This is a genomic window from Mucilaginibacter sp. (assembly GCF_025362475.1).
Taxonomy (GTDB): domain Bacteria; phylum Bacteroidota; class Bacteroidia; order Sphingobacteriales; family Sphingobacteriaceae; genus Mucilaginibacter.
The window spans coordinates 88,629-110,286 of sequence record NZ_JANYGH010000034.1; the positions used below are offsets into that span (position 1 = coordinate 88,629).

Genomic DNA, 21,658 nt, shown 5'->3' on the forward strand with positions numbered 1-21,658 from the left:
CGATCAACAACAATTTACTATTAGCGCATACTGCCCATCCAGAACAATTGGCCGGTTTAAAATCCGGACTATAAAAAAAGGCAAGTGCTAAAAATGTGTAAGTACCTCGTTGACTACCCTGGCCGGGTTGCCATACGCCACAGAATTGCCGGCAATGTTGTGGGTAACCACTGAGCCGGCTCCTATGGTAACATTAGAGCCAATTATTAGCCGTGGTAAAATAGTTGCATTGGCGCCTATGCTGCAATTGGAGCCAATCTTTACATCTCCCAGTATGGTTGCCCGTGGTGAAATTTCGGTAAATTCGCCAATTTGAACACCATGATGAATTTGGGCTCCGGTGTTTATTAAGCAACCTTTTCCAATTACAACTCCCGAGCCAATGAAACAATTTTTCATCACATCGAAACATAAATTATTTACAAATTGACTAAATGTAGATGTGATGGATTTTAACGGGCAATACACCCCTCCCAGTTTAACAAACTTGTTGAAAAGAAACCGCCTTTTAGCAGGATCGCCAATGCCTAAAATGAAATTGAATTTACCATGTGAAATACCTCTAATATCATCAGCTGATTTCAGTACATCGTAATTCCGCAATCTGACGTTTGAAATATTGATGTCGTCATAGAAAAACATCTCATCAGTTACCGGATTTTCCAATAACACATCCAGCACTTCTAATGCGTGTCCGCCTGCTCCAATTACTATCATGTCAATTCGTTTTTTGTATTATTTGGTCTATTTCATTTAAATGCTTTAGGTTATTGCCTGCTTCATTAAAATTTTTAATTCTTAAAAAAAATCAACATTTAATATTGATATGAACCCGGCTTTGAGACATGTGTTTATTGCAATAAACGTACCAACGCTATTTTTTAGTGTTCATTAATGGATTCGTTTTTCAGATAATTTAAAATGCTTTTCAGCTGTAAATCAGATGTGAAACAGACATGTATTTTTTTGCCGGTTTGTGTCTAATTGTAAAGAGATTTTACACTTTTTGTAAAACATTTGGTTGCTATTTACAATTTTATAAATTATTACAAATTTCTATAGTATTGACTTTCAATTAAATACATTTGGAAAATAAACTTTGGGCTAAGCAATATTTGCAGGGTTTTGCAGACATTAAATTAAAACGGTATGTAATAAAGGGCACAAGTTGCTTACAACCTGCATTATCTAATTTAACCTTTAGCTAATTTTATCGTTTGCAAAATAAACCGAAATGAGTGAGTTATGATGAAAAAGCGCGAATTAGTGGTAAGCATATGCTGTATTACTTTCAACCAAAAACAATTTATTTTCCAGGCGCTTGATGGCTTTATCATGCAGCGAACGAATTTTAAATTTGAAATTGTAATTGGAGACGATTGCTCAACCGATGGTACATCGGAGGTTGTGAAATTTTTTAAAGAAAGCTATCCTACAAAAGTTACAGTGATTGCAAATGAAAAAAATAAGGGTTGTTATTATAACCTGATGAACACACTTAAAGCTTGTAAAGGTAAATACATTGCGCTTTGTGAAGGTGATGACTATTGGACAGATGAGCATAAATTACAAAAACAGGTCGATTTTTTAGATCAGCATCCCGAATACATAGTTTGTTGCCATTACACCCGGGTAATTGACGCGTTTGGCAAAACGCTGCACGAACACCCAAATCCGGTACCGCGTGAATATACATACCTCGATTTACTTGTGGGGAAGCAGGAAGAAACCAAAACAGCCACCGTGGTATATCGTAATGTACCGCAGGTAAACCAGTTTTTCCAGAAGCCCTGGTATTTCAACGTTTTTGCTGCCGATAAGCTATTAAAGATTTTTGCAACCTATACCACAGGCCTTAAAATATATGTTATGCCAGAGGTAATGAGTTGTTACCGCAACCACGTTGGCGGTATCTGGAGCATGATAAAAGATGATGCGCGGATGGAAATGATGATCAGTGATTTTAATTTGATCATTAAACAATTTGGCTATCCCGTAAGGGAGAAAAGAAAGCTATTGCTGCTTTACATAAAAAGATATTTATTATTTGAGCTTACACGATATAAAATGCGGAAGGCTTACAACACCGTAAAATACCTGCTTTAAGTATTTGAATTTATTTGCCCTGGCATGTTCGGGCGGTAATGGCGTCGATTGCCTGGGGACTACCCTTTTTGTCATCCTGAACATAGTGAAGGATCTGTTCGCAGACTTTACAGGGCGAAGAAGCATGGCGAATAATAGATCCTTCACTATGTTCAGGATGACAAATCTTTGGGAATGTCATTTCCCTCACCCTTAAAACAAAAAATGTGCAGACGTTTTATCAACATCTGCACATCTTATAGCTGTATATCAAAAAAACTTACAGTTTAATCTCTTCGTCTTTATTGGAGAAGAAGTGAAACTCGGTGATCTGGTAGGCGGGGTTACTTTTAACTTTAATCCACTGCCCGTATTTCAGGAACCACTTCATTTGGCGGGTATAAATACCCTGTTTAATAAAGGCTTCAATGTATGGGTGCACGGATAGGGTAATGCCCTTTTCGTTTTGCTCATCCAATATATAATTGAAGTTATTTTCAATGTCGTCCATCAGCAAAATGGTTGGCCTAATGGTACCTGTACCATTACATGTAGGGCACACTTCGCTGGTTACAATGTTCATTTCGGGCCTTACACGCTGGCGTGTAATTTGCACCAATCCAAATTTACTCGGAGGTAAAATGGTATGCTTTGCCCTGTCCAAAGTCATTTCGGTACGCAGGTAATCAAACAGTTCTTTACGGTTCTGGGGCTTGTGCATATCAATAAAATCGATAACAACAATGCCGCCCATATCGCGTAAACGTAACTGGCGGGCAATTTCTTTAGCCGCTTCTTTGTTTACCTGGTAAGCGTTCTCTTCCTGGTTTTCTTTACTGGCTGTACGGTTACCGCTGTTCACGTCAATAACGTGTAACGCTTCGGTATGTTCAATAACCAGGTAAGCGCCGCCGGCAAGGTTTACGGTTTTACCAAAGGCTCCTTTAATCTGTTTATCAACACCAAAATGTTCAAATATAGGCTCCTTATGCTTATGCATGCGGACTATACTTTCCATATCGGGCGATATTTCATGGATGTATGACCGAATTTCTTCGAACATACCGTTATCATTTACATAGATATGCTGAAAATCGGGGTTCAATATATCCCTTAGGATAGTTGATGTACGCCCAATTTCGCCCAAAACCTTTTTAGATGGTTCTGTTGACGGCAACCTTGTTATAAATGATTCCCACTTTGATATCAGATCAAGCAAGTCTTTTTGTAATTCCTCAACGCCTTTACCTTCAGATACCGTACGGATGATTACACCAAAATGCTTTGGTTTAATACTTTCAACAACCTTGCGTAAGCGGTTACGCTCTGTATTACTTTTTATTTTTTTGGAGATTGAGATTGCTTCCGAAAACGGAACCAATACTACATATCGCCCTGCGATAGAAAGATCAGAACTTAAACGCGGTCCTTTGGTTGATATAGGTTCTTTGGCTATTTGTACCGGTATAAGCTGGCCCTTTGTCAATATATCAGAGATCTTACCTCCTTTATTGATATCGGCTTCCAGCTTAAAGCCATCCAAAAGCTTTGACTGATATCCCCCGCTACGTACTTGCTTGGTCAGCTTAAGCAGGCTCTGCACCTGCGGACCAAGATCAAGATAATGCAAAAAGGCATCCTTCTCGTAGCCTACATCCACAAAGGCAGCATTTAAACTGGGCATAATTTTCTTTATACGCCCAAGGTAAATGTCTCCAACAGTATAATTATTGCTGGTTTGTTCTTTGTGAAGTTCTACAAGTTGTTTGTCCTGTAATAATGCAATGGTAGCCCCATTGGGGGATGAATCGATAATTAATTCTTTTATCAACTGCTACTCCATTTCTTAAAACGGCAAAAACCGTATGTAAATAAGTGGGTAAAAAACACTCGTAATAAAAAGTTACCCACCTTTAATAAAGGCAGGTAAAATCTGCCAATTTATAGCAGCTTATTTCTTTTTATGTCTGTTTTTTCTTAAACGTTTTTTGCGTTTGTGGGTAGCCATTTTGTGTCTCTTACGTTTTTTACCGCTCGGCATAGTAATAATTTTTAAATGTGATTAATTCTTTAATTCCTTTATGTATTCATCAATACGTTGCCCAAACACTTGGTCGGGCATCATTTCTTTGCATTTTTGGTAAGCAGCAATTGCTTCCTTTTTCATGCCCAGTTGTTTGTAACTTTCGGCCAGGTAAAATGTTGGCTCCAGTTCTGTTTTTTGGGCAAGTAACGTTTTAAACCTTGTAACCGCTTTTTCGTACTGTCCCGATTTCATGGCAAACATTCCTAAGTTGAGGTTTGCACTCCAATTGTTCGGGTCTTTTTTAACTACTTCAAGCAGTAAGGCTATACCTTGCATAGGGGCACCTGCGCCATTAACGTACGCTATGCCTAATCCTGTTTTACCCACAAGGCTTTCAGGTTGTAACTTTAAGGCATTTTGAAAAGCCTCTGCAGCGTTTGTTACAAAAGCAGGCTGCAATAAAGTATCCTGGGTAATTTTGTATGCATCGTTAAAACGATTACCTGCATTTAACCAATCTTCGGCTTTATTTTGCTTACGGGCCAAAGCCTGGTAGTAAAATGCTGCCGGTGCAGGCTGGTTATCATCATCCCACTGTTTTGCCAGTTGCTGTTGCAACATATCGGCATCAGTGCCTGATGCTTTTTTTAATTGCCCTTCAAGGTCGTTTATCTTAGCTGCCAAACCCGCCCCAATTGCGGCTTTGGCCGGTTCTGATACCATATCAACCGTTACTGTTGAAGCCTTGCGGCTGGTGAGCACGTTTGTTTTATCGCTTTTGGCCTCTTTGGGTTTTATTAAACCTTTAACAGGTAAATAATACAAATAGCCCATAACAATAACTATTGCTACACTTATGGCTATTTGTTTCTTATACATATCTTTAAAATTATTTGGTGGTTTTGTTGCCTGTTTTTACTTTCTCAACAAAAGTTTTTGCTGGTTTAAAGCTGGGCACAAAATGCTCGGGGATAATGATGGCAGTATTTTTTGAAATGTTACGTGCTGTCTTTTTTGCTCTTTTCTTTACTACAAAGCTACCGAATCCTCTAACGTAAACATTTTCGCCGCCAACCATTGAGCTTTTAACAACTTTAAAAAACGCCTCAACAGTTTCCTGCACGTCTACTTTCTCTATACCTGTCTTAGATGAGATTTCAGTTATAATTTCTGCCTTAGTCATATCTGATTTACTTTTATTTAATTATATAAATACTTAACTGTTTTGGGGTTGCAAAAGTATCGCTTTAAAATTTAAGAGCGAAATATTTAATAGATTTTTTTTACTCAGTACCTAAAACGCATATTTTCGTTACAAAGTATAGACAATTGGGCTTATTTACGCCGCTATATGAATACGTTTTTGGGGATGAAAGATTAGTTGAATAAAGAGTGAAAACCTGGCAATTCTCCCGGCTTTTCAAACGGCACTTTTAGCCAGTATTTTTCTTTCGTTTGGGTTATTTTATTATCCCTGTTGTTTCTTTTAATCCAGAAATCGTCCGTCTTAAATTCCTGCCACCAAAATCCATTACTTTTACATCAATGAATTTTACCGACGAACTGGTGCAATGGTACCTTGAAAATAAACGCGACCTGCCCTGGAGAAACACTACCGATGCTTATACCATTTGGCTGTCTGAAATTATTTTGCAGCAAACCCGTGTTGAGCAGGGTTTGCCTTATTTTAACCGGTTTGTAGAAAAGTATCCTATAGTAAGTCATTTTGCTGCAGCCCATGAAGATGAGGTACTTAAGCTATGGCAAGGGCTTGGTTATTACTCCAGGGGGCGTAATATGCTTAAAACGGCGCGCCTTGTGCAGGAAGTATATGAGGGCGTGTTTCCGCGAAGTTATGATGAGCTGATTAAGTTGAAAGGCATTGGCGAATATACTGCCGCGGCTATAGCGTCGTTCTCGGCAAATGAGGCAAGGGCTGTTGTTGATGGTAATGTTTACCGGGTACTGGCCCGCTATTTTGGAATTTATGATGCTATTAACTCTACCGCCGGCAAAAAGGCATTTCAGAACATCGCAAACGATTTAATTAATACGAAAAATCCCGCGCTGCATAACCAGGCCATGATGGAGTTTGGGGCTATGCTCTGCAAGCCCAAAAATCCGGCTTGCGGCACTTGCCCGGTACGTACCGGCTGCGTGGCGTTTATCAGCAATGCAACCGCTGCCTTACCGGTAAAATTAAAAACGGTTAAAGTTCGCGAGCGCTTTTTTAACTACTTTTTAATTACTGATGGTAACACTGTATTGATGAATAAAAGGGGCGATAAGGATATCTGGGCCAACATGTTCGATTTACCAATGGTTGAAACCTCCTCTTTACTGACTGCCGGCGAACTGGTAAAACTACCAGAAGTGGCAGCGATTTTTGGCGATGGCGCTGCCATAAATATTATAGAAGATACTCCCCCATTGAAACACATTCTTACCCATCAGCGATTATTTGTGAGGATGATTAAAACTATTAGCACCCCCCAAATGTTAAATAAAAACTGGATATATATACCCATAGTCGATTTGCATGAATTGGCGCTTCCGAAGGTTGTTTTTATATTATTAAAAAATATTTTTAATTTGTAAATAATTTTTCAGTCCTTTATACCATGTCTGGAATAAATAAAGTTATCCTTGTTGGCCATTTAGGCAAGGATCCCGAGTTGCGAACATTAGATGGCGGGGTTGCTGTAACAAGTTTCCCCTTGGCTACTTCTGAAACCTTTAATAAGGACGGGCGCAAGGTTGAACAAACCGAATGGCATAACATTGTTATGTGGCGTGGCCTTGCCGAGATGGCGGCCAAATTTTTGCAAAAAGGTAAACTGGTTTACATTGAAGGTAAGCTGCGTACCCGCTCGTTTGAGGATAGGGATGGGGTTAAGAAATACACTACAGAAGTAGTTGCTGAGAACTTCACAATGCTTGGCAGAAAGAGTGATTTTGATCCTGACCTTACAAAACACGTTGCAAAACCAGGCGAATCATTTAATTATATTGAAGGGGAAGATAACGTTAACGGTTACTAAGCATAATACATTTTTTAAACAACGATAATTGGATACTCTTTGCTGTTAAGCAAGGGGTATTTTTTGTGCTTTTTACTTATGGGGTGTGGATTGGAATTGTATTTTATGCCTATATTCAGCACATAAAACCTTACCATTAGTATTATGAAGTTTTTTAAGAGCCTCCTCTTCGCATGCTTGTTACCGGCCATGCTGATGGCGCAAACTACGCCGGATATTAAAGAGTTTGATAAATATGTGCAGCAGGCAGTCACTGATTGGCATGTGCCGGGTTTGGCTATAGCTGTTGTAAAGGATGGCCGGGTAATATTTGCTAAAGGCTATGGCCAGCGGGAGTTGGGCAAACCAGGCAACGTTGATACACAAACCATTTTTGGTATTGCATCTACAACAAAGGCACTCACAGCTGCCTGTGCCGCAATGCTGGTTGATGAGGGTAAGCTGCATTGGAGCGATAAGGTTACAGATTACCTGCCCGATTTTCAGCTCTATGACCCCTATGTAACCCGTGAACTTACCGTTAGCGACCTGTTTCTGCATGATAGCGGCATTGGCAATACCGATTATTTATGGGGAACGATGAATATATCATCGGATGAGATCCTGCACCGGATGAGGCTGGTAAAACCTCAGTATGGCTTTAGGGCGGGCTTTGTTTATCAGAATATATTTTACATGGCCGCAGGTAAGGTTATTGAAAAAGCCAGCGGCATGCCATGGGAAACTTTTGTTCAGAAAAGAATTTTTACGCCTTTGAAAATGACACGCACGGTGCCTGTTTTTTCAAAATCCAAAGGTATGCCTAATCAAACGGCGGCTCATGTTAAAGTTGACAGCACCATTATTGTAGTTGAAAAAGATATGACAGATGCCATCGCTCCGGCAGGTGGTGTGTGGTCATGCGTGGATGATATGGCCAAATGGGTTAACTGTATGCTGGATAGCAGCAAATACGGCAATCAGCGTTTGCTGAAACCCGAAAGCTGGGCCAGGTTGCTTAAACCGCAAACATTTGTATCGCAGGAAGAATTTTATCCAACCGCGCGCATTACCCAACCGCATTGGATCACTTATGGCATGGGTTGGTTTCAGCAGGATTATAAGGGGCAAAAGGTTGATTTTCATACCGGCAGCCTTGGTGGTTTGGTAGCTATTAACGGCATGATAGTAGACAAAAAGATAGGCGTGTATGTATTGGCCAATCTTGATCATGCAGAGGTGCGCCACGCGCTGATGTTTAAAGCCTTTGATTATTTCGCGTTGGGCGGCGATAGGGATTGGAGCAAAGAATTTCAGACTCTTTACAACGGCTTGCGGGCCAAAGGTGAAAAAGCCGAAAAGGATTACGAAGCAAAAAGGGTAATGGATACGCACCCTACATTGGATATAAAATCCTATGCGGGGACTTATACAGATCCGCTTTACGGCTCGGTGGTGATAACCGCAACCGGGGATAAGTTAAGCCTGGATATAAACAAGTTCCTTAGCGCCGAAGCCACCTGCTGGAACTACGATACTTTTAGAGGGCCATATGCCCGCAAGGAGTACGGCAAAGTAACCGCGACATTCAGTGTTGATGAATTTGGTAAAGTGAGCACGGTGAATGTTGATGGATTAACGTTTGCAAAGCAGTAGGGTAAGTATTGCTTCCGGGCCGACAAACGTGTTATAAACTAACCCATCATGGGTAACCTCTGCGAGGCAAAGGTAAATGCCCTGCGTTTTCTACAAACAGGTAGCACCTAACGGTGCAGAGTTGCCTTTTATTGGGATATAAACAGTAAGTAACCCTAAAAAATAGTTTTTTGATTGGTTGGCTAAAATGAAGCCCCCCTTAAAATCTGCGTATTTATTTTATACTCTTCTTTAGCACTATAAAATAGCCCAGTATAAAAACAACTGCGGCTATCGCCATGCTTACAAAAACATCTTTGGTAAAAATATCTATTTGGATTCCCTTTGCCGGATTATCACCCCCATGTAACATCGTAGCTATAGCTACCATAGGGTGCGAATATGGAAAAAGGTAACAATACTCCCAGTTTTTAGTTGCCAGGATAACGCCTGTAATTGTGCAAACAAAGCCTATCCCCATCGGCTTTAAAAAATCGGCCCAAAGCAGGCTGAGCAAAAATTGGATGGAAAGTATACCCAATGATGATAAAAACAGCTTTAAATATACCTGGCCCAGCTCCTTTTCCATATGGTAATTATCAAACCTTAAGTCGGGTTTTACCACACTTAACAAGTTACCAAAACCTATAGTGAACAGCACAAACAGCGTGAGCGTTAAAAATATCAGGAACACCGCATATGAAAACTTAGCGCCATATACCGCCCAACGCGAAATTGGTAAGCTAAACAGGCTTTTCCAGGTATCAGCCTTATGCTCAATACTATTTACCGAGTAGGCTATAAAAATGGTGAACATGGGCAGTAACAAAGACCCCATAATGCCTAATATAGCACCCGCAAATTGCAGCCATAACGTAATGGGTGGCATACCGGTTAGCTTTTCGCTTTTAACATAAAAGCCTACAAAAAGTAATAGACATATAAACAAAGGCAATAATATGGCCGCCCAAAAACCCAGCGTTTTGCGGCTCTTGTAAAACTCCGAGCGGAACGATAATATAAATCCATTCATGGGGTTCAGGCTTTTTGAGTAATATCTAAAAACAATCGCTCCAGATCTTTTTGTTGCTTACCAATACTGTATACAGCATGCCCATTGCGATTTAGTAAGGAATTGATCTCGGCAATTTTTTGTTTGCTGCTGTAAGGTACATATAAGTAGTTATCAGTAACATCGGTTACCATAAAATGGTTGCGGGTAAGCAAATTAGCGGCATCAACCGTATTATCAGCTTCGATGCATACCTGCGGCTGGCTCAATGCCTGCAATTCGTTTATACTGCCCTGAAAAAGCAGCTCGCCATTGTTAATGATGCCTACATGTGTGGCCATCCGTTCCACCTCGGCCAGTAAATGGCTCGATATAAATACGGTTTTGTTATATTGCCTTACCAGTTTAATAAGCAACTCGCGTACTTCTATAATACCGTTAGGGTCAAGGCCATTGGTAGGTTCATCCAGTATAAGCAGTTTAGGATCAGCAAGCAGGGCCAGCGCAATACCCAGGCGCTGTTTCATCCCCAATGAATACTGACCTGCCTTTTTATCGCCAGCGCCGGTAAGCTGTACAAGCGCCAGCATATCATCAACCCGCTTTACAGGAACACGTAATAACAGGGCACGATTAAGTAAATTTTCTTTTCCGGTAAGATGCTGGTAAATGGCTGGCTGCTCAATAAGTGAGCCTATTTGGGATAATATATTGATGCGGTGATGTTGAATATCCTGTTCAAATATGTGGATGCTGCCGCTTTGTACTTTCAGCAGGTTTAACAGGAGTTTGATAGTGGTGGTTTTCCCGGCACCATTTGGGCCAAGAAAACCATATATACTTCCCTCAGGAACTTGTAGACTTAGCGATTTAACAACCTGCTGATCGCCAAAGTTGAAAGATAAGTCCTGGGTGCTAATTACCATACATTGTTACTTTTTGCTATAGAGCAAACAGTTTTAACAAGGCTTATACCTTTGTAAAACAACGAAGTAGCATGCACAGCTGAAGCACCCATCATTGATGATTCCCTTTTTTGTTCAAACTGATAGCTTACACCTAAAATAAGGGCAAACATTACAGGTATCAATAACATGATAAAAGGATTTGAATTTTTGATAAGCGTTTTCATTGCGAGTGATTTGATAGAACAAAGAAATACTTATTTCTTCACCCGCTAAAAAGTATTAGACCAACACACGGAGTTTATAGATGAACGGCTTTTTAACCACTTTAAGTGGTTCATCGATTGTAAAGGCCAGTTCATCGACAAAATAAATTACTATATATAAATATCCCCCCATATCACAATCAAAATATTAAATTACATGCCATTACCACTGGTATATAAAGGTATTTTCAAAATAGCATGCAGGACTCTATTTCAACTGATAAACAAACCCGTATTATAAAAACAGCCTGGCATATTTTCTGGCATTTACTTTTTTGGCTGGCCATGATCTCATTCTTCGTTTTTCTGGCAAGCATGAATGATCATTTAAACACCAGGCAACTGCTGATTATATTTTTATTATACCCCGCAATTAATATCAGCTTGTTTTACCTCAACTTCCTGATCTATATTCCACAGTTTCTTGATAAAAAACGATACTGGGCTTATGCCTTTGTTATACTCATCACCATTATTGTTTATGGTGTTAGCAAATACGGCGTAGGTCTGCTTTTTAAGGATGTTGTACTTACCCGGATGAAAGGCCAGGTTATCAGCTTTACCGCCTATTTCTTCAGTACAGTTTTTGCCAGTTTGATATTTGTTTTCCTGAGCACCGTACTCAAGTTTACAACAGACTGGTTTATGAACGAACGCATTCAGCGTGACCTGGAAAATCAACGGCTAAGCGCCGAACTGGCTTTTCTTAAATCGCAGATAAACCCGCACTTTTTGTTCAATTCGTTAAACAGTATTTATTCGCTCGCCTATCAGCGATCTGAAACTACGCCCGAAGCTATCCTGAAATTATCAGAAATTATGCGCTATATGCTGTATGAGTGTAATGATAATAAGGTTGATTTAACTAAAGAGCTCCAATACCTGCAAAACTATATCGACCTGCAAAAAATCCGCTTTGGCAACAAAGCATTTATTGATTTTAAGGTGATGGGAGACGTAACTAACCAGCAAATTGTTCCCTTACTCCTTATCGCTTTTATAGAGAACGCTTTTAAGCACGGCGTGGCTAATGATGTGATGACGCCTATTAAACTGCTCATTAATGTTGAAGAATGTAAGCTTCACTTTTACATTCAGAATAAAAAGCATACGCATAACCGTGATGCCATAGGCGGCATAGGCTTAACTAATGTGCAAAGGCGGCTCAATTTGCTCTACCCCGGAAAGTACACTTTAAATATAAGGGATGAGGCAGACACCTATACTTGCGAATTATCTATAATTTTATAAGATAATAACCAAACCTATGAATCAGTTAAAAAGCACCTTACTTTTCCTGTTTTTAGTAGTATGCGGATACCATGCTTCAGCCCAAAACGACCCCAAGCTTACCGAAGTATGGGATCCGGAGCCTGCTGTTGTATTACCGGGCGCAGGTAATAAAGCGCCATCAGACGCTATTATTTTGTTTGATGGGAAAAACCTTAACGAGTGGACCAATCAAAAAGGAATGCCGCCGGGCTGGACCATCAAAGATGGCATCCTCACCGTTAAACCGGGCAGCGGCTCCATCATCACCAAAAGAAACTTTGCCGATTGCCAGCTGCACATTGAATGGCGCACACCAGCAATAGTTAAAGGTGAGGGCCAGGAACGTGGCAACAGCGGTGTAATTATGCAAAGCCGGTACGAACTGCAGATATTGGATAGCTATAAAAACCGCACCTATTCCAACGGGCAGGCAGGTTCTATTTACAAACAGCATGTGCCCCTGGTTAATGCCTCGCTTAAACCCGGTGAGTGGCAAAAATATGATATCATTTACACCGCCCCCCGTTTTAACCTCGATAGTTCGCTTAAAACACCGGCCTATATTACCGTATTGCACAATGGCGTATTGGTACAAAACCACGTAGCTATAAAAGGCACAGTAGCCCATGTTGGTCAGCCTAAATACACTAAGCATAATTTTGCCCAACCTTTATTGTTGCAGGAGCATGAATTCCCGGTATCGTTCCGTAACATCTGGATCAGGGAGATCAACGTGCAAAAACTATTTAATGGTAAGGATAAAACAGGGTGGTACACCTTTTTGGATACTTTGGGTAAAAACAACGATATCCATAACAACTTTGCCGTTGAAAATGGCGTGGTACACGTAATGGGTAAGTATTTTGGTTACATGAGCACACTTAAATCGTATTCCAATTATTACCTTAAAGTTGTATTTAAATGGGGAACCAAACAATATGCTCCCCGCCAAAAAGGAAAACGGGATAGTGGTGTGCTTTATCATTTTGGTGAGATGCAGAAAGATACCGTTTGGCCAAAATCATTGGAGTTCCAGGTGCAGGAAGAGGATTGCGGCGATATCTGGTGTGTGCAGCATACCAATGTGGATTCGCCCAATAAATCAGAGATAGCCTGGGATCAAAAACATATTTTCCGTACGGCAAATTTCGAGAAACCGAATAGCGAATGGAATACCATTGAAATTATTTGCAATGGCAACCAAATTGAACATTATGTGAACGGGCATTTAGTTAACTGGGGGTTGGGCTCCATTTGGGAAGGGAAGATTTTGCTGCAATCAGAAGGGGCAGAGATTTTTTACAAGTCGGTGGAGTTAACACCATTTTAACACGGATAAAAAAAATAATTATTAAATCATTTTAACACTTATTTTTACAGCATGATCAGATGCCTGGTAGTTGATGATGAGCCTTTAGCGCTGCATATATTGGAAGACTATATTTCCAAAATGCCTTTTTTGCAATTGGTGAAAGCCACAACCAATCCTATTGAGGCCCTTACCCTGGTACAGGCGGGCGAAGCAGACCTGGTTTTTTTAGATGTTCAAATGCCCGAGCTTACCGGCATCCAGTTTTTAAAAATTGCCAACGGTAAGGCCAAAGTAATATTAACCACCGCCTATCCGCAGTATGCGCTTGAAGGTTATGAACTTGATGTAGTGGATTACCTGCTAAAGCCAATAGCTTTTGACAGGTTTTTTAAATCGGTGCAAAAAGCGCAAACCATTATACAGCCGGTAACAAAAACCGTTATACAGGCCGAACCCGCGCAACAGGATGATTTTTCTACAGATTTCATTTTCGTAAAAACCGAGCATAAAATACAAAAGGTTTACCTGCACGATATTTTGTTTATTGAAGGCCTGAAGGATTACATTTCCATATTTACCCCGGCCGAGCGTATCATTACCCTGCAGGGAATGAAAAAAATGGAAGATGCCCTGCCCGAAAAGCATTTTGTAAGGGTACATAAATCATACATCGTAGCCCTCAATAAAATTGACAGCATTGAGCGCAGTCGTATCCAGATAGGTGAAAAGATTATCCCGGTTGGTGATACTTACCGTGATGAATTTTTCAAGATTATAGATGATAAGAATGTTTAGCCCCCTAACCCCCTGAAGGGGGAACTATGGTGGTTAGCCTCGGACATAAAATAAACAATCCCCAACTTAGCAAAGTCTCTCTGCTAAATTGGGGATTGCTTCGTACCTCGCAATGACGCGGTTAAAAAAAATCTACTCCACTTCCACGGTGACCTTTTCGCCTATTTGCTGGCGCCACATGGCGTAGTAAAGACCTTTTTGAGCTATGAGGTCAAGATGCCTGCCTTGTTCAATTATACGGCCTTTTTCAAGTACGTAAATACAATCGGCATGCATAATGGTTGATAAGCGGTGAGCAATCAGGATAGTGATATGATTTTCCTGTTCTGATACATTGCGGATAGTTTCTGTGATCTCTTCTTCGGTAATTGAATCCAGGGATGAAGTAGCCTCATCAAACACCAGGATATCGGGCTTACGTAACAGTGCACGGGCTATAGAAAGGCGTTGCTTTTCTCCTCCGGATACTTTTACACCACCCTCACCAATCACTGTACTCAAACCTTTATCAGCACGGGCAAGCAATGTTTGGCAGGCAGCACGCTGCAATACATTCATACACTCCTCATCAGTAGCATTTGGCCTAACAAACAATAGGTTCTCGCGGATTGTGCCCGAAAACAGTTGCGTATCCTGTGTAACAAAGCCTATCTTCTCGCGCAGCTGATCAAGATCAATCTCCTTGCTTAAAATATTATTGTATAAAATATCACCTTCCAGCGGTTGATACAAACCTACCAGTAACTTCACCAACGTAGTTTTCCCGGAACCCGACGGACCAACAAAGGCGATAGTTTCGCCGGTATTAGTTTCAAAACTGATATGGTTTAGCGCGTTGCGGTTGGCGGTTAAGTGTTTAAAGGTAACATCGCTAAAGGTTAGGGTATTTACTTTTTCAAGCAATACAGGCCTCTCCGGCTTTTTATCGATAGGCGTACTTAATATCCCTTTAAAATTACCTAAGGAAACTTCTGCCTCGCGCCATGAAAGAATGACGTTACCTAACTCCTGCAATGGATTAAACAGGAAGAATGAGTAAAACAAAAAGCTAAAATATTGTCCCGGCGATATAGTGGTCTTGAATATCAGCAACAATAATACAACCACCATTACACTGCGTACAAAGTTAACCGTTGTACCCTGCACAAAGCTCATGCTACGTACGTATTTCACTTTTTTTAACTCCAGATCGAGGATCTTGTAAGTGGTGTTATTCAGTCTTTCTATCTCCTGTTTGGCAAGCCCAAGGCTTTTTACCAGCTCTATATTCCTTAATGATTCGGTAGTTGAACCTGCAAGGGCAGTAGTTTCAGAAACTATCTTTTTTTGGATGGTTTTAATCTTACGGCTCATGGCCATGCTCACAAAAGTGATAATGGGTATCGCTGCAAAATAAACCAGCGTTACCTGGTAGCTAACACTTACCGAGTACACGATAACAAATACCATCCCGATAAGGGATACAAACAATATGCTTATAAAGGCTGTAATAAACTTTTCGCAATCCAACCTCACCTTTTGCAATATGCCCAGCGTTTCGCCGCTGCGCTGATCCTCAAAAACCTGGTAAGGCAGCTCAAGTGAGTGGCGTAAACCATCGGCATACATGGCGGCACCCACCTTTTGGGTAATAATGTTGGTAAAATAATCCTGGAAATTTTTTGCTATACGCGATACCATCGCTACGCCAATAGCCGCGCCAACCAGCAATAATACCTGGTGCAGGTACTGCTCATACTGAAGGCTGCTGCGTTTTTCAATAACACGATCAACAATACGACCGGTTATCCATGGATCAAGCAATGAAAATCCAATATTCATGGCCGCAAGAAATAGCGCCATAACCACTATCCAGCGGTGTTTTTTTAAATAAGAAAGTAGTATATTCATGTTTCGGCAGTAAAAATAAAAAAAGGGAATGGCTAAGTAGCTCATTCCCTTTTAATTTGACATAAGGTTAATATTAAACCGTCATGATATCTTTTTCTTTGGCTTCTGAAAGCTGATCAACCTTAATAATATAAGCATCGGTCAGTTTTTGAATTTCGGCTTCGCCTACTTTTATCTCATCTTCAGATACACCTTCAGTTTTTAATTTTTTGATTTTTTCGTTGGCATCTTTACGGATGTTACGAACAGCTATTTTACCGGTTTCGGCTTCAGCTTTTGCTTTTTTAACCAGGTCACGACGACGCTCTTCGGTTAAAGGCGGTACGTTGATACGGATGATGATACCATCATTTTGTGGGTTAACGCCAAGATTAGCTTCTTTTATGGCTTTTTCAATAAGTGGCAGTAATGATTTTTCCCATGGTTGTACTATAATAGTACGCGCATCAGGAGTGTTTACGCTACCAACCTGGCTTAGTGGCGTTGCTGTGCCATAGTAATCAACCATAACATCATCCAGCATAGATGGATTGGCTTTACCGGCACGTATTTTATTTAATTCGCTGTCAGCATGATCAATGGCTCTATCCATGGATGCCTTTGCATCAGTTACTTGTTTTTTAATGAGTTCGCTCATCGGGTTTTAATTTTTCACAAAAATAATAAAATCTATCATTTTACCGCCACCGGATGTATTAATCACTTAGTACTGGTTGAGGTTTGCCAATTAACGTAAATATTATCCGTATGTTTTTGATAATAAATGCAAAATAACTTTTTTTAACACTTGAAATGCCGATTTGTATTTATATTAGTATAAACCTGTTACAGCCATGAAAAAAGTATTCCTATTTATTATGCTGGTCACTTGTGCGGGCCACATAATGGCACAAACTTTAAACCAGCCTCTTTTGGGTAATAAAAAATACTGGAGCCCCTATTTAAAACCTAAAACGGGTGACAATCTGTTTAAAATAGCTCCTGTACTGCCAAAATTAAATCAGCCTTTGCTAAATGATCTGGAAATAACCAAAACCATACCGGCTATTGCAGACGCCACGCAGATGAAATATAATATGCCAATAGCTAAGGTTTCAAGTAATGACAGGATGCCGATAGTACAAACTGATGAACCGGGTATGCATTATGATATGTTGATCAAAAGAATTGGAACTGTTAAACCGGATATGATGATCGAACCACGGCCTTAGTTAACAATTTCTGTTTTTGCTACTTCAAGGATTATGTTCAATCTAAAATACCAGATACCGGCGACAATCATCATCGGGTAAGAAGAACACATCACAAGATTTTCTGGTGAAAGATTTTTGATTGATAACGCTACAATCAACAGCGGGATCAACGAAAATAAAACGCCTAAAAATGACAGTATATATTTGAATACATGCATACTACGCGCCCACTTACTTAGCAAAAAAGCGGAGAAATAAAGAAGAATAAAACTCGGAATAGAAGCAATCGCTCCAAAAACTATCATATAAGCCATGAAGGCTAAAAATTGACCTATGAGCAAAACAGGAGAAGAAGAGAATTGTACCCGGGTATTTAAAACAAAAGCGAGGAGCAACCACAAAACAGGTGCGATTATTAGCGACGTGAGCCAAACCTTCAGGCAATAATTAAATACCGGCTTCAAGAGTTTTTGCCTGAATATAAAACTGGACTTGCCTCATCTATACCGAGCTCACTTTTTTCTTTACGCTTTTCAACCACCTGGTTAAAGCTTTTCTCATAATCTGGGTGGTTGGTATTCATCAGCCTGTCCCAGATGTTAAAATACAGTCCGTAGTTGCACTTAACCAAGCGATGGTGCATGTTATGATGGGTAGATGTATTGTGCCATTTAAACAGCTTATGGCTGGCAAATCCTTTAGGAAAAAGTTCAAAGCCCAGGTGGCCGGTAACATTCAGCAACAAAGAATAAAGCGAAAACAAAGTTAAAGCGGTACCATGATAGGGTATGGTGAACGCTATCAATGGAACTATACCAATTTCAATAACAGCCTCGAAAGGATGGAACGCGTATGCAGCGAATGGCGTAGGGTTTGTTGACAGGTGATGGGTTTTATGCACCAGCTTAAATAGTGGCTTCCAATGCATGGCACGGTGGGTCCAGTAAAAGTAGGTATCGTGCATAAATATCATCAACACAATACTGAAAATGTAATAGCCATAGCTGCGATCGCTTATGCTGGGGTAAATGCGGGTATAACCTGCCTTACTGGCAAAAATAACCCCCATGATCACCAGGCCAAAAATAATGATGGTAATAAAAGAGTTCACGATCTCGCGAATCACGTGTTTATTTTCGGGATAACGTTGCTGAATTTTGGCGCGCCAGATGGCCTTGTTCTTCCAAACATAAAACACCAGGTAAAAAGATCCGGCAAATAACAGGTAGCGAAAGGCCAGCCGAAGTAAAACGTTCGATATGGTGATTAACTGCTCTATGTGGAAATCATCAAACATGGCTTTAAATTATATATCCATTTACCTGATATTAAACGCTTATTGAGCCAGGATTATATGCCATATTAAAAATCCTTATTCAGCACTTTTTCCAACTCGGCAAAGCTGATATTCATTTTTACACGCCCTTGTTTGGCGTAAGATATTTCGCCGGTTTCTTCGGATATGATAATGGCTGTTGCCTCGTTAGCCTCCGTTACACCTATACCCGCGCGGTGGCGTAGCCCAAACTGCGCAGGCAGATCTGTTTTTTCGGTAAGGGGTAAAATGCAGCTTGCCGATTTAATTTTATTCTCAGATATCACTACAGCTCCATCATGCAGCGGACTTGTTTTTTGAAAGATACTTTCCAAAAGGCGTTTAGAAATCCTGGCCTCTACCACCTCGCAGCTGTTTTGGTAAAACTGCTCATCGTAATATTTAGCAAACACAATGAGCGCGCCGGTACGGGTTTGCTTCATGCTTTTACAGGCATCAATAATCGGTTTTATACGGGCGAAGTTATTCTTCTCCACTTCCTTTTTACCAAAAAAATATTGCCACCATGCTTTATTGCGCTGTAACGACGCGTTTTTACCCACGAGCAGCAAAAAACGCCGTACCTCCTGCTGAAAAACCACTATAACGGCAATGATCCCCACATCAACAAACTTGCCCAATATGGCGGTAAGCAATTTCATGTGCAATTGATTAACCACCAAATTCATGGCAAATATCACCGCGAAACCAATAAAAATATTGGCCGCTATGGTACCCCTGATAAGATTATAGAGTTGGTAAATGATGAAGGCAACCAAAACCACATCCACTATATCGAATACGGTGATCTTTGGAAAGTTGAGGAAAAAGGAATGCATTTACGAAGTTAACAAGTTTATGGAAGTTAAGAAGTAGTTATTTGTTGCCTAAATACGGGCCGCCAACTTCACCCCAGCCCCACCGCGGCATTGGCGCGTCAATCGCTTCTGCTGCTTCATCCTGCTTTGAGTTAATTACCGCAATGCGGGTGCCCCACTCCAGATAGGCCAAAAAAGCCGAGCGAAATTCAGGATCATCAGGAAACAGCAGCTCATCGGCAGTTTGCAGCAACAGCTCCATCCAGCGTTTACGATGCGCCTCTGTAAGGTATTTTTGCAAGTGTTTGCTTATCATAATGAAGTGGCTCCCTTCCTCCGCGCTGTACAGCTTGGGGCCGCCTAAAACTTCGGCTACAAAATGCGCCACATGCAGCCGGTGATGGGTCGACATGTGTTTAAATACAGGCTCCAGCAGTTCATCGGCTAAAACCTTATCGTAAAACTTATTAAAAAGCGTTTCGAATACCTTCATTCCACCTGCCCACTCAAAAAGTGTAGGAATGTGTTTATCATGAGTTGCCATATCCTTGTCTGGTTAATTCATAATAAAGATAAATGAGATCAACCGATATGCGCAACAAATTTTAAATAAGATGAATGATTGTTATTTATGTACTACGCTCAGTAGTAAAGCGTACCAGCTGCTCCAAAGCTTTATGCGAATCACTCTCGGGGAATGTGTTCAGTATGGCAAAGGCCTCGTCCTGGTATTTTTTCATTTGGGTTTCAGCATACTGTAAGCCACCGGTTTCGTTCACAAACTTAATGATCTGGGCAATTTTAGCGGGATCATCATTATGATTCTTAACCAGGTTGATAATTCTTTTCTTTTCGGAAGATGTGGTATTTGCCAGCGAATAGATCAGCGGCAGCGTAACTTTCTTTTCCTTAATATCGATACCCAAAGGCTTGCCTACGTCATCGGTACCAAAATCAAACATATCATCTTTAATCTGGAAAGCTATGCCGATCTTCTCTCCAAACAAGCGCATTTTTTCAACCACCTCATCACTTGCCCCTGCAGAAGAAGCTCCACAGGCACAGCAGGATGCAATGAGCGACGCCGTTTTTTGACGAATCACCTCATAATAAACCGGCTCGCCAATATCCATGCGGCGTACCTTTTCTATCTGCATCAGCTCGCCTTCGCTCATTTGCTTCACGGCATCAGATACAATCCTAAGCAACTGAAAATCATTGTTCTCTATAGAAAGCAGCAAGCCCTTTGATAGCAAATAATCCCCCACCAAAACGGCGATCTTATTTTTCCATAAGGCATTGATGGAGAAAAAGCCCCTGCGCTGATAGGAGTTATCAACTACATCATCATGTACCAGCGAAGCGGTATGCAACAGTTCAACAAGAGCAGCGCCCCTGTGCGTTGATTCATTTATGCCCCCGCAAATTTTGGCAGCAAAAAAAACAAACATCGGTCTGATCTGCTTGCCCTTACGTTTAACAATGTAATGAGTAATGCGATCAAGTAATGGCACTGAACTTTGCATAGAAGACTTAAACTTCTCCTCAAACGCATCAATATCAGCTTCGATAGGTTTCTTAATGTCGTTGATGCTCAGCATTTAAACTAAACAAGCTTTAAGGTGTAAAACTGCCTTGTGGCAATATGAGGCAAACATAAGCTAAAATTATTTATCTGCATTGGCACGATATATTTTTTACTCAAATTAAACCATTGGCGTTACTTATTGTCAATACAGATGAATGCCATATTTTATTAAGTTGAGTTAAAGTTTTAGTGTGAGCGGGCCCTGTAAAAAGGTACCCGCTTTTTTATTGCCTATAAATGCAATAATATTTTACCTTTGCAATCCATTTAACAATCCGGAGAGGTGTCTGAGTGGTCGAAAGAGCACGCCTGGAAAGTGTGTATACTTCAAAAGGGTATCGAGGGTTCGAATCCCTCCCTCTCCGCTAAGTATATTTTAAAAAACAACAAAAACGCTGTAAATGAATGATTTACGGCGTTTTCTGTTTATATCAAAAGTCAAAATAAACCAAATAATCGCATACTTCTGGTGACCTCTGGGTGACCTGTCGAGGTCAAAAACCAACAGGTCACCAAAAAGCTTATA

Annotated in this window: 23 protein-coding genes and 1 tRNA gene; 9 read left to right on the forward strand and 15 right to left on the reverse strand. The window is 40.6% G+C overall.

Annotated features, from left to right (window positions below; all coding sequences use genetic code 11):
• Positions 1 to 87: 87 nt before the first annotated feature.
• Positions 88 to 717, reverse strand: coding sequence for an acetyltransferase (locus Q0R88_RS12465; protein WP_295716534.1), 630 nt, complete (start codon positions 715 to 717; stop codon positions 88 to 90).
• A gap of 528 nt (positions 718 to 1,245) precedes the next feature.
• Between Q0R88_RS12465 and Q0R88_RS12470 the strand changes: the two genes are divergently transcribed.
• The gene (locus Q0R88_RS12470; RefSeq protein ID WP_295716535.1) at positions 1,246 to 2,106 is read left to right on the forward strand and encodes a glycosyltransferase; all 861 of its coding nucleotides are present in this window, start codon (positions 1,246 to 1,248) and stop codon (positions 2,104 to 2,106) included.
• Between the two features lie 259 nt (positions 2,107 to 2,365).
• On the opposite strand, the gene Q0R88_RS12475 is transcribed toward Q0R88_RS12470, so the two are convergent.
• The 4 genes from Q0R88_RS12475 to Q0R88_RS12485 all read right to left on the reverse strand — a co-directional run bounded on the left by Q0R88_RS12475 (position 2,366) and on the right by Q0R88_RS12485 (position 5,294).
• Positions 2,366 to 3,916: an Rne/Rng family ribonuclease gene (locus Q0R88_RS12475; RefSeq protein WP_295716537.1), complete on the reverse strand. Its 1,551-nt coding sequence runs from the start codon at positions 3,914 to 3,916 to the stop codon at positions 2,366 to 2,368.
• A gap of 120 nt (positions 3,917 to 4,036) precedes the next feature.
• On the reverse strand, positions 4,037 to 4,126 hold the full coding sequence (locus Q0R88_RS27200) for a hypothetical protein (protein ID WP_008506795.1): 90 nt from the start codon (positions 4,124 to 4,126) through the stop codon (positions 4,037 to 4,039).
• Positions 4,127 to 4,147: 21 nt separating this feature from the next.
• A complete protein-coding gene (locus Q0R88_RS12480) occupies positions 4,148 to 4,990 on the reverse strand; it encodes a tetratricopeptide repeat protein (RefSeq protein WP_295716538.1) in 843 nt (280 codons plus the stop codon).
• A 10-nt stretch (positions 4,991 to 5,000) separates the two neighbouring features.
• Complete coding sequence (locus tag Q0R88_RS12485) at positions 5,001 to 5,294, reverse strand: HU family DNA-binding protein (RefSeq protein ID WP_259093777.1); 294 nt, start codon at positions 5,292 to 5,294, stop codon at positions 5,001 to 5,003.
• A gap of 362 nt (positions 5,295 to 5,656) precedes the next feature.
• On the opposite strand from Q0R88_RS12485, the gene mutY reads away from it, so the two are divergent.
• The 3 genes from mutY to Q0R88_RS12500 all read left to right on the forward strand — a co-directional run bounded on the left by mutY (position 5,657) and on the right by Q0R88_RS12500 (position 8,787).
• Positions 5,657 to 6,709 (forward strand): A/G-specific adenine glycosylase, encoded by a 1,053-nt coding sequence (gene mutY / locus Q0R88_RS12490; RefSeq protein WP_295716542.1) that lies wholly within the window; start codon positions 5,657 to 5,659, stop codon positions 6,707 to 6,709.
• Positions 6,710 to 6,732: 23 nt separating this feature from the next.
• Positions 6,733 to 7,152 carry a single-stranded DNA-binding protein gene (gene ssb, locus Q0R88_RS12495; protein WP_295716543.1) on the forward strand — a complete coding sequence of 140 codons (420 nt, stop codon included), beginning with the start codon at positions 6,733 to 6,735 and terminating at the stop codon, positions 7,150 to 7,152.
• Positions 7,153 to 7,296: 144 nt separating this feature from the next.
• Positions 7,297 to 8,787, forward strand: a complete 1,491-nt coding sequence (locus tag Q0R88_RS12500; RefSeq protein ID WP_295716545.1) for a serine hydrolase — start codon at positions 7,297 to 7,299, stop codon at positions 8,785 to 8,787.
• A 214-nt stretch (positions 8,788 to 9,001) separates the two neighbouring features.
• Here Q0R88_RS12500 and Q0R88_RS12505 read toward each other — a convergent pair whose 3' ends face one another.
• The 3 genes from Q0R88_RS12505 to Q0R88_RS12515 are packed head-to-tail and all read right to left on the reverse strand — an operon-like array spanning position 9,002 to position 10,910.
• Positions 9,002 to 9,799, reverse strand: coding sequence for an ABC transporter permease (locus Q0R88_RS12505; RefSeq protein ID WP_295716547.1), 798 nt, complete (start codon positions 9,797 to 9,799; stop codon positions 9,002 to 9,004).
• A 5-nt stretch (positions 9,800 to 9,804) separates the two neighbouring features.
• Positions 9,805 to 10,704: an ABC transporter ATP-binding protein gene (locus Q0R88_RS12510; RefSeq protein ID WP_295716548.1), complete on the reverse strand. Its 900-nt coding sequence runs from the start codon at positions 10,702 to 10,704 to the stop codon at positions 9,805 to 9,807.
• Complete coding sequence (locus Q0R88_RS12515) at positions 10,698 to 10,910, reverse strand: hypothetical protein (RefSeq protein WP_295716550.1); 213 nt, start codon at positions 10,908 to 10,910, stop codon at positions 10,698 to 10,700. The genes Q0R88_RS12510 and Q0R88_RS12515 overlap by 7 nt, the downstream gene beginning before the upstream one ends.
• Positions 10,911 to 11,147: 237 nt before the next feature.
• Between Q0R88_RS12515 and Q0R88_RS12520 the strand changes: the two genes are divergently transcribed.
• Genes Q0R88_RS12520 through Q0R88_RS12530 form a run of 3 tightly spaced genes read left to right on the forward strand, consistent with a single transcriptional unit; the run spans position 11,148 to position 14,328 of the window.
• Positions 11,148 to 12,200, forward strand: coding sequence for a sensor histidine kinase (locus tag Q0R88_RS12520; protein ID WP_295716552.1), 1,053 nt, complete (start codon positions 11,148 to 11,150; stop codon positions 12,198 to 12,200).
• A gap of 16 nt (positions 12,201 to 12,216) precedes the next feature.
• The gene (locus tag Q0R88_RS12525; protein ID WP_295716555.1) at positions 12,217 to 13,551 is read left to right on the forward strand and encodes a DUF1080 domain-containing protein; all 1,335 of its coding nucleotides are present in this window, start codon (positions 12,217 to 12,219) and stop codon (positions 13,549 to 13,551) included.
• Between the two features lie 51 nt (positions 13,552 to 13,602).
• On the forward strand, positions 13,603 to 14,328 hold the full coding sequence (locus Q0R88_RS12530) for a LytTR family DNA-binding domain-containing protein (RefSeq protein WP_295716556.1): 726 nt from the start codon (positions 13,603 to 13,605) through the stop codon (positions 14,326 to 14,328).
• Positions 14,329 to 14,460: 132 nt separating this feature from the next.
• Here the strand turns inward: Q0R88_RS12530 and Q0R88_RS12535 are convergent, their stop codons facing one another.
• Together Q0R88_RS12535 and frr are read right to left on the reverse strand one after the other, a co-directional pair.
• On the reverse strand, positions 14,461 to 16,218 hold the full coding sequence (locus Q0R88_RS12535; RefSeq protein ID WP_295716557.1) for an ABC transporter ATP-binding protein: 1,758 nt from the start codon (positions 16,216 to 16,218) through the stop codon (positions 14,461 to 14,463).
• 73 nt (positions 16,219 to 16,291) lie between these two features.
• Entirely contained in the window at positions 16,292 to 16,855 is a 564-nt protein-coding gene (gene frr, locus Q0R88_RS12540) for a ribosome recycling factor (protein WP_295716559.1), read from the reverse strand.
• 196 nt (positions 16,856 to 17,051) lie between these two features.
• Between frr and Q0R88_RS12545 the strand changes: the two genes are divergently transcribed.
• A complete protein-coding gene (locus Q0R88_RS12545) occupies positions 17,052 to 17,429 on the forward strand; it encodes a hypothetical protein (RefSeq protein ID WP_295716561.1) in 378 nt (125 codons plus the stop codon).
• Here the strand turns inward: Q0R88_RS12545 and Q0R88_RS12550 are convergent.
• The 5 genes from Q0R88_RS12550 to Q0R88_RS12570 form a co-directional block, all read right to left on the reverse strand.
• Positions 17,426 to 17,875: a hypothetical protein gene (locus Q0R88_RS12550; RefSeq protein WP_295716563.1), complete on the reverse strand. Its 450-nt coding sequence runs from the start codon at positions 17,873 to 17,875 to the stop codon at positions 17,426 to 17,428. The genes Q0R88_RS12545 and Q0R88_RS12550 overlap by 4 nt on opposite strands.
• The gene (locus Q0R88_RS12555; RefSeq protein WP_295716565.1) at positions 17,872 to 18,708 is read right to left on the reverse strand and encodes a sterol desaturase family protein; all 837 of its coding nucleotides are present in this window, start codon (positions 18,706 to 18,708) and stop codon (positions 17,872 to 17,874) included. The genes Q0R88_RS12550 and Q0R88_RS12555 overlap by 4 nt, the downstream gene beginning before the upstream one ends.
• Before the next feature lie 65 nt (positions 18,709 to 18,773).
• Positions 18,774 to 19,565, reverse strand: coding sequence for a diadenylate cyclase CdaA (gene cdaA, locus Q0R88_RS12560; RefSeq protein WP_295716566.1), 792 nt, complete (start codon positions 19,563 to 19,565; stop codon positions 18,774 to 18,776).
• A gap of 37 nt (positions 19,566 to 19,602) precedes the next feature.
• On the reverse strand, positions 19,603 to 20,088 hold the full coding sequence (locus tag Q0R88_RS12565) for a group II truncated hemoglobin (RefSeq protein ID WP_295716567.1): 486 nt from the start codon (positions 20,086 to 20,088) through the stop codon (positions 19,603 to 19,605).
• An 85-nt stretch (positions 20,089 to 20,173) separates the two neighbouring features.
• Positions 20,174 to 21,145, reverse strand: coding sequence for a polyprenyl synthetase family protein (locus Q0R88_RS12570; RefSeq protein WP_295716569.1), 972 nt, complete (start codon positions 21,143 to 21,145; stop codon positions 20,174 to 20,176).
• A 264-nt stretch (positions 21,146 to 21,409) separates the two neighbouring features.
• Here Q0R88_RS12570 and Q0R88_RS12575 point away from each other — a divergent pair.
• Positions 21,410 to 21,497: transfer RNA gene (locus Q0R88_RS12575), tRNA-Ser, on the forward strand.
• Positions 21,498 to 21,658 lie beyond the last annotated feature (161 nt).

Excerpts from the sequence above, each read along its gene's own strand:
- Q0R88_RS12485 (WP_259093777.1), bottom strand. The coding sequence starts at position 5,294 with ATGACTAAGGCAGAAATTATAACTGAAATCTCATCTAAGACAGGTATA.
- mutY (WP_295716542.1), top strand. The coding sequence starts at position 5,657 with ATGAATTTTACCGACGAACTGGTGCAATGGTACCTTGAAAATAAACGC.
- Q0R88_RS12515 (WP_295716550.1), bottom strand. The coding sequence starts at position 10,910 with ATGAAAACGCTTATCAAAAATTCAAATCCTTTTATCATGTTATTGATA.
- Q0R88_RS12555 (WP_295716565.1), bottom strand. The coding sequence starts at position 18,708 with ATGTTTGATGATTTCCACATAGAGCAGTTAATCACCATATCGAACGTT.
- Q0R88_RS12565 (WP_295716567.1), bottom strand. The coding sequence starts at position 20,088 with ATGGCAACTCATGATAAACACATTCCTACACTTTTTGAGTGGGCAGGT.
- Q0R88_RS12470 (WP_295716535.1), top strand. The coding sequence starts at position 1,246 with ATGATGAAAAAGCGCGAATTAGTGGTAAGCATATGCTGTATTACTTTC.
- Q0R88_RS12570 (WP_295716569.1), bottom strand. The coding sequence starts at position 21,145 with ATGCTGAGCATCAACGACATTAAGAAACCTATCGAAGCTGATATTGAT.
- cdaA (WP_295716566.1), bottom strand. The coding sequence starts at position 19,565 with ATGCATTCCTTTTTCCTCAACTTTCCAAAGATCACCGTATTCGATATA.
- Q0R88_RS12510 (WP_295716548.1), bottom strand. The coding sequence starts at position 10,704 with ATGGTAATTAGCACCCAGGACTTATCTTTCAACTTTGGCGATCAGCAG.
- Q0R88_RS12520 (WP_295716552.1), top strand. The coding sequence starts at position 11,148 with ATGCAGGACTCTATTTCAACTGATAAACAAACCCGTATTATAAAAACA.
- ssb (WP_295716543.1), top strand. The coding sequence starts at position 6,733 with ATGTCTGGAATAAATAAAGTTATCCTTGTTGGCCATTTAGGCAAGGAT.
- Q0R88_RS12505 (WP_295716547.1), bottom strand. The coding sequence starts at position 9,799 with ATGAATGGATTTATATTATCGTTCCGCTCGGAGTTTTACAAGAGCCGC.
- Q0R88_RS12535 (WP_295716557.1), bottom strand. The coding sequence starts at position 16,218 with ATGAATATACTACTTTCTTATTTAAAAAAACACCGCTGGATAGTGGTT.
- Q0R88_RS12500 (WP_295716545.1), top strand. The coding sequence starts at position 7,297 with ATGAAGTTTTTTAAGAGCCTCCTCTTCGCATGCTTGTTACCGGCCATG.
- frr (WP_295716559.1), bottom strand. The coding sequence starts at position 16,855 with ATGAGCGAACTCATTAAAAAACAAGTAACTGATGCAAAGGCATCCATG.
- Q0R88_RS12545 (WP_295716561.1), top strand. The coding sequence starts at position 17,052 with ATGAAAAAAGTATTCCTATTTATTATGCTGGTCACTTGTGCGGGCCAC.
- Q0R88_RS12525 (WP_295716555.1), top strand. The coding sequence starts at position 12,217 with ATGAATCAGTTAAAAAGCACCTTACTTTTCCTGTTTTTAGTAGTATGC.
- Q0R88_RS12465 (WP_295716534.1), bottom strand. The coding sequence starts at position 717 with ATGATAGTAATTGGAGCAGGCGGACACGCATTAGAAGTGCTGGATGTG.
- Q0R88_RS12480 (WP_295716538.1), bottom strand. The coding sequence starts at position 4,990 with ATGTATAAGAAACAAATAGCCATAAGTGTAGCAATAGTTATTGTTATG.
- Q0R88_RS12530 (WP_295716556.1), top strand. The coding sequence starts at position 13,603 with ATGATCAGATGCCTGGTAGTTGATGATGAGCCTTTAGCGCTGCATATA.
- Q0R88_RS27200 (WP_008506795.1), bottom strand. The coding sequence starts at position 4,126 with ATGCCGAGCGGTAAAAAACGTAAGAGACACAAAATGGCTACCCACAAA.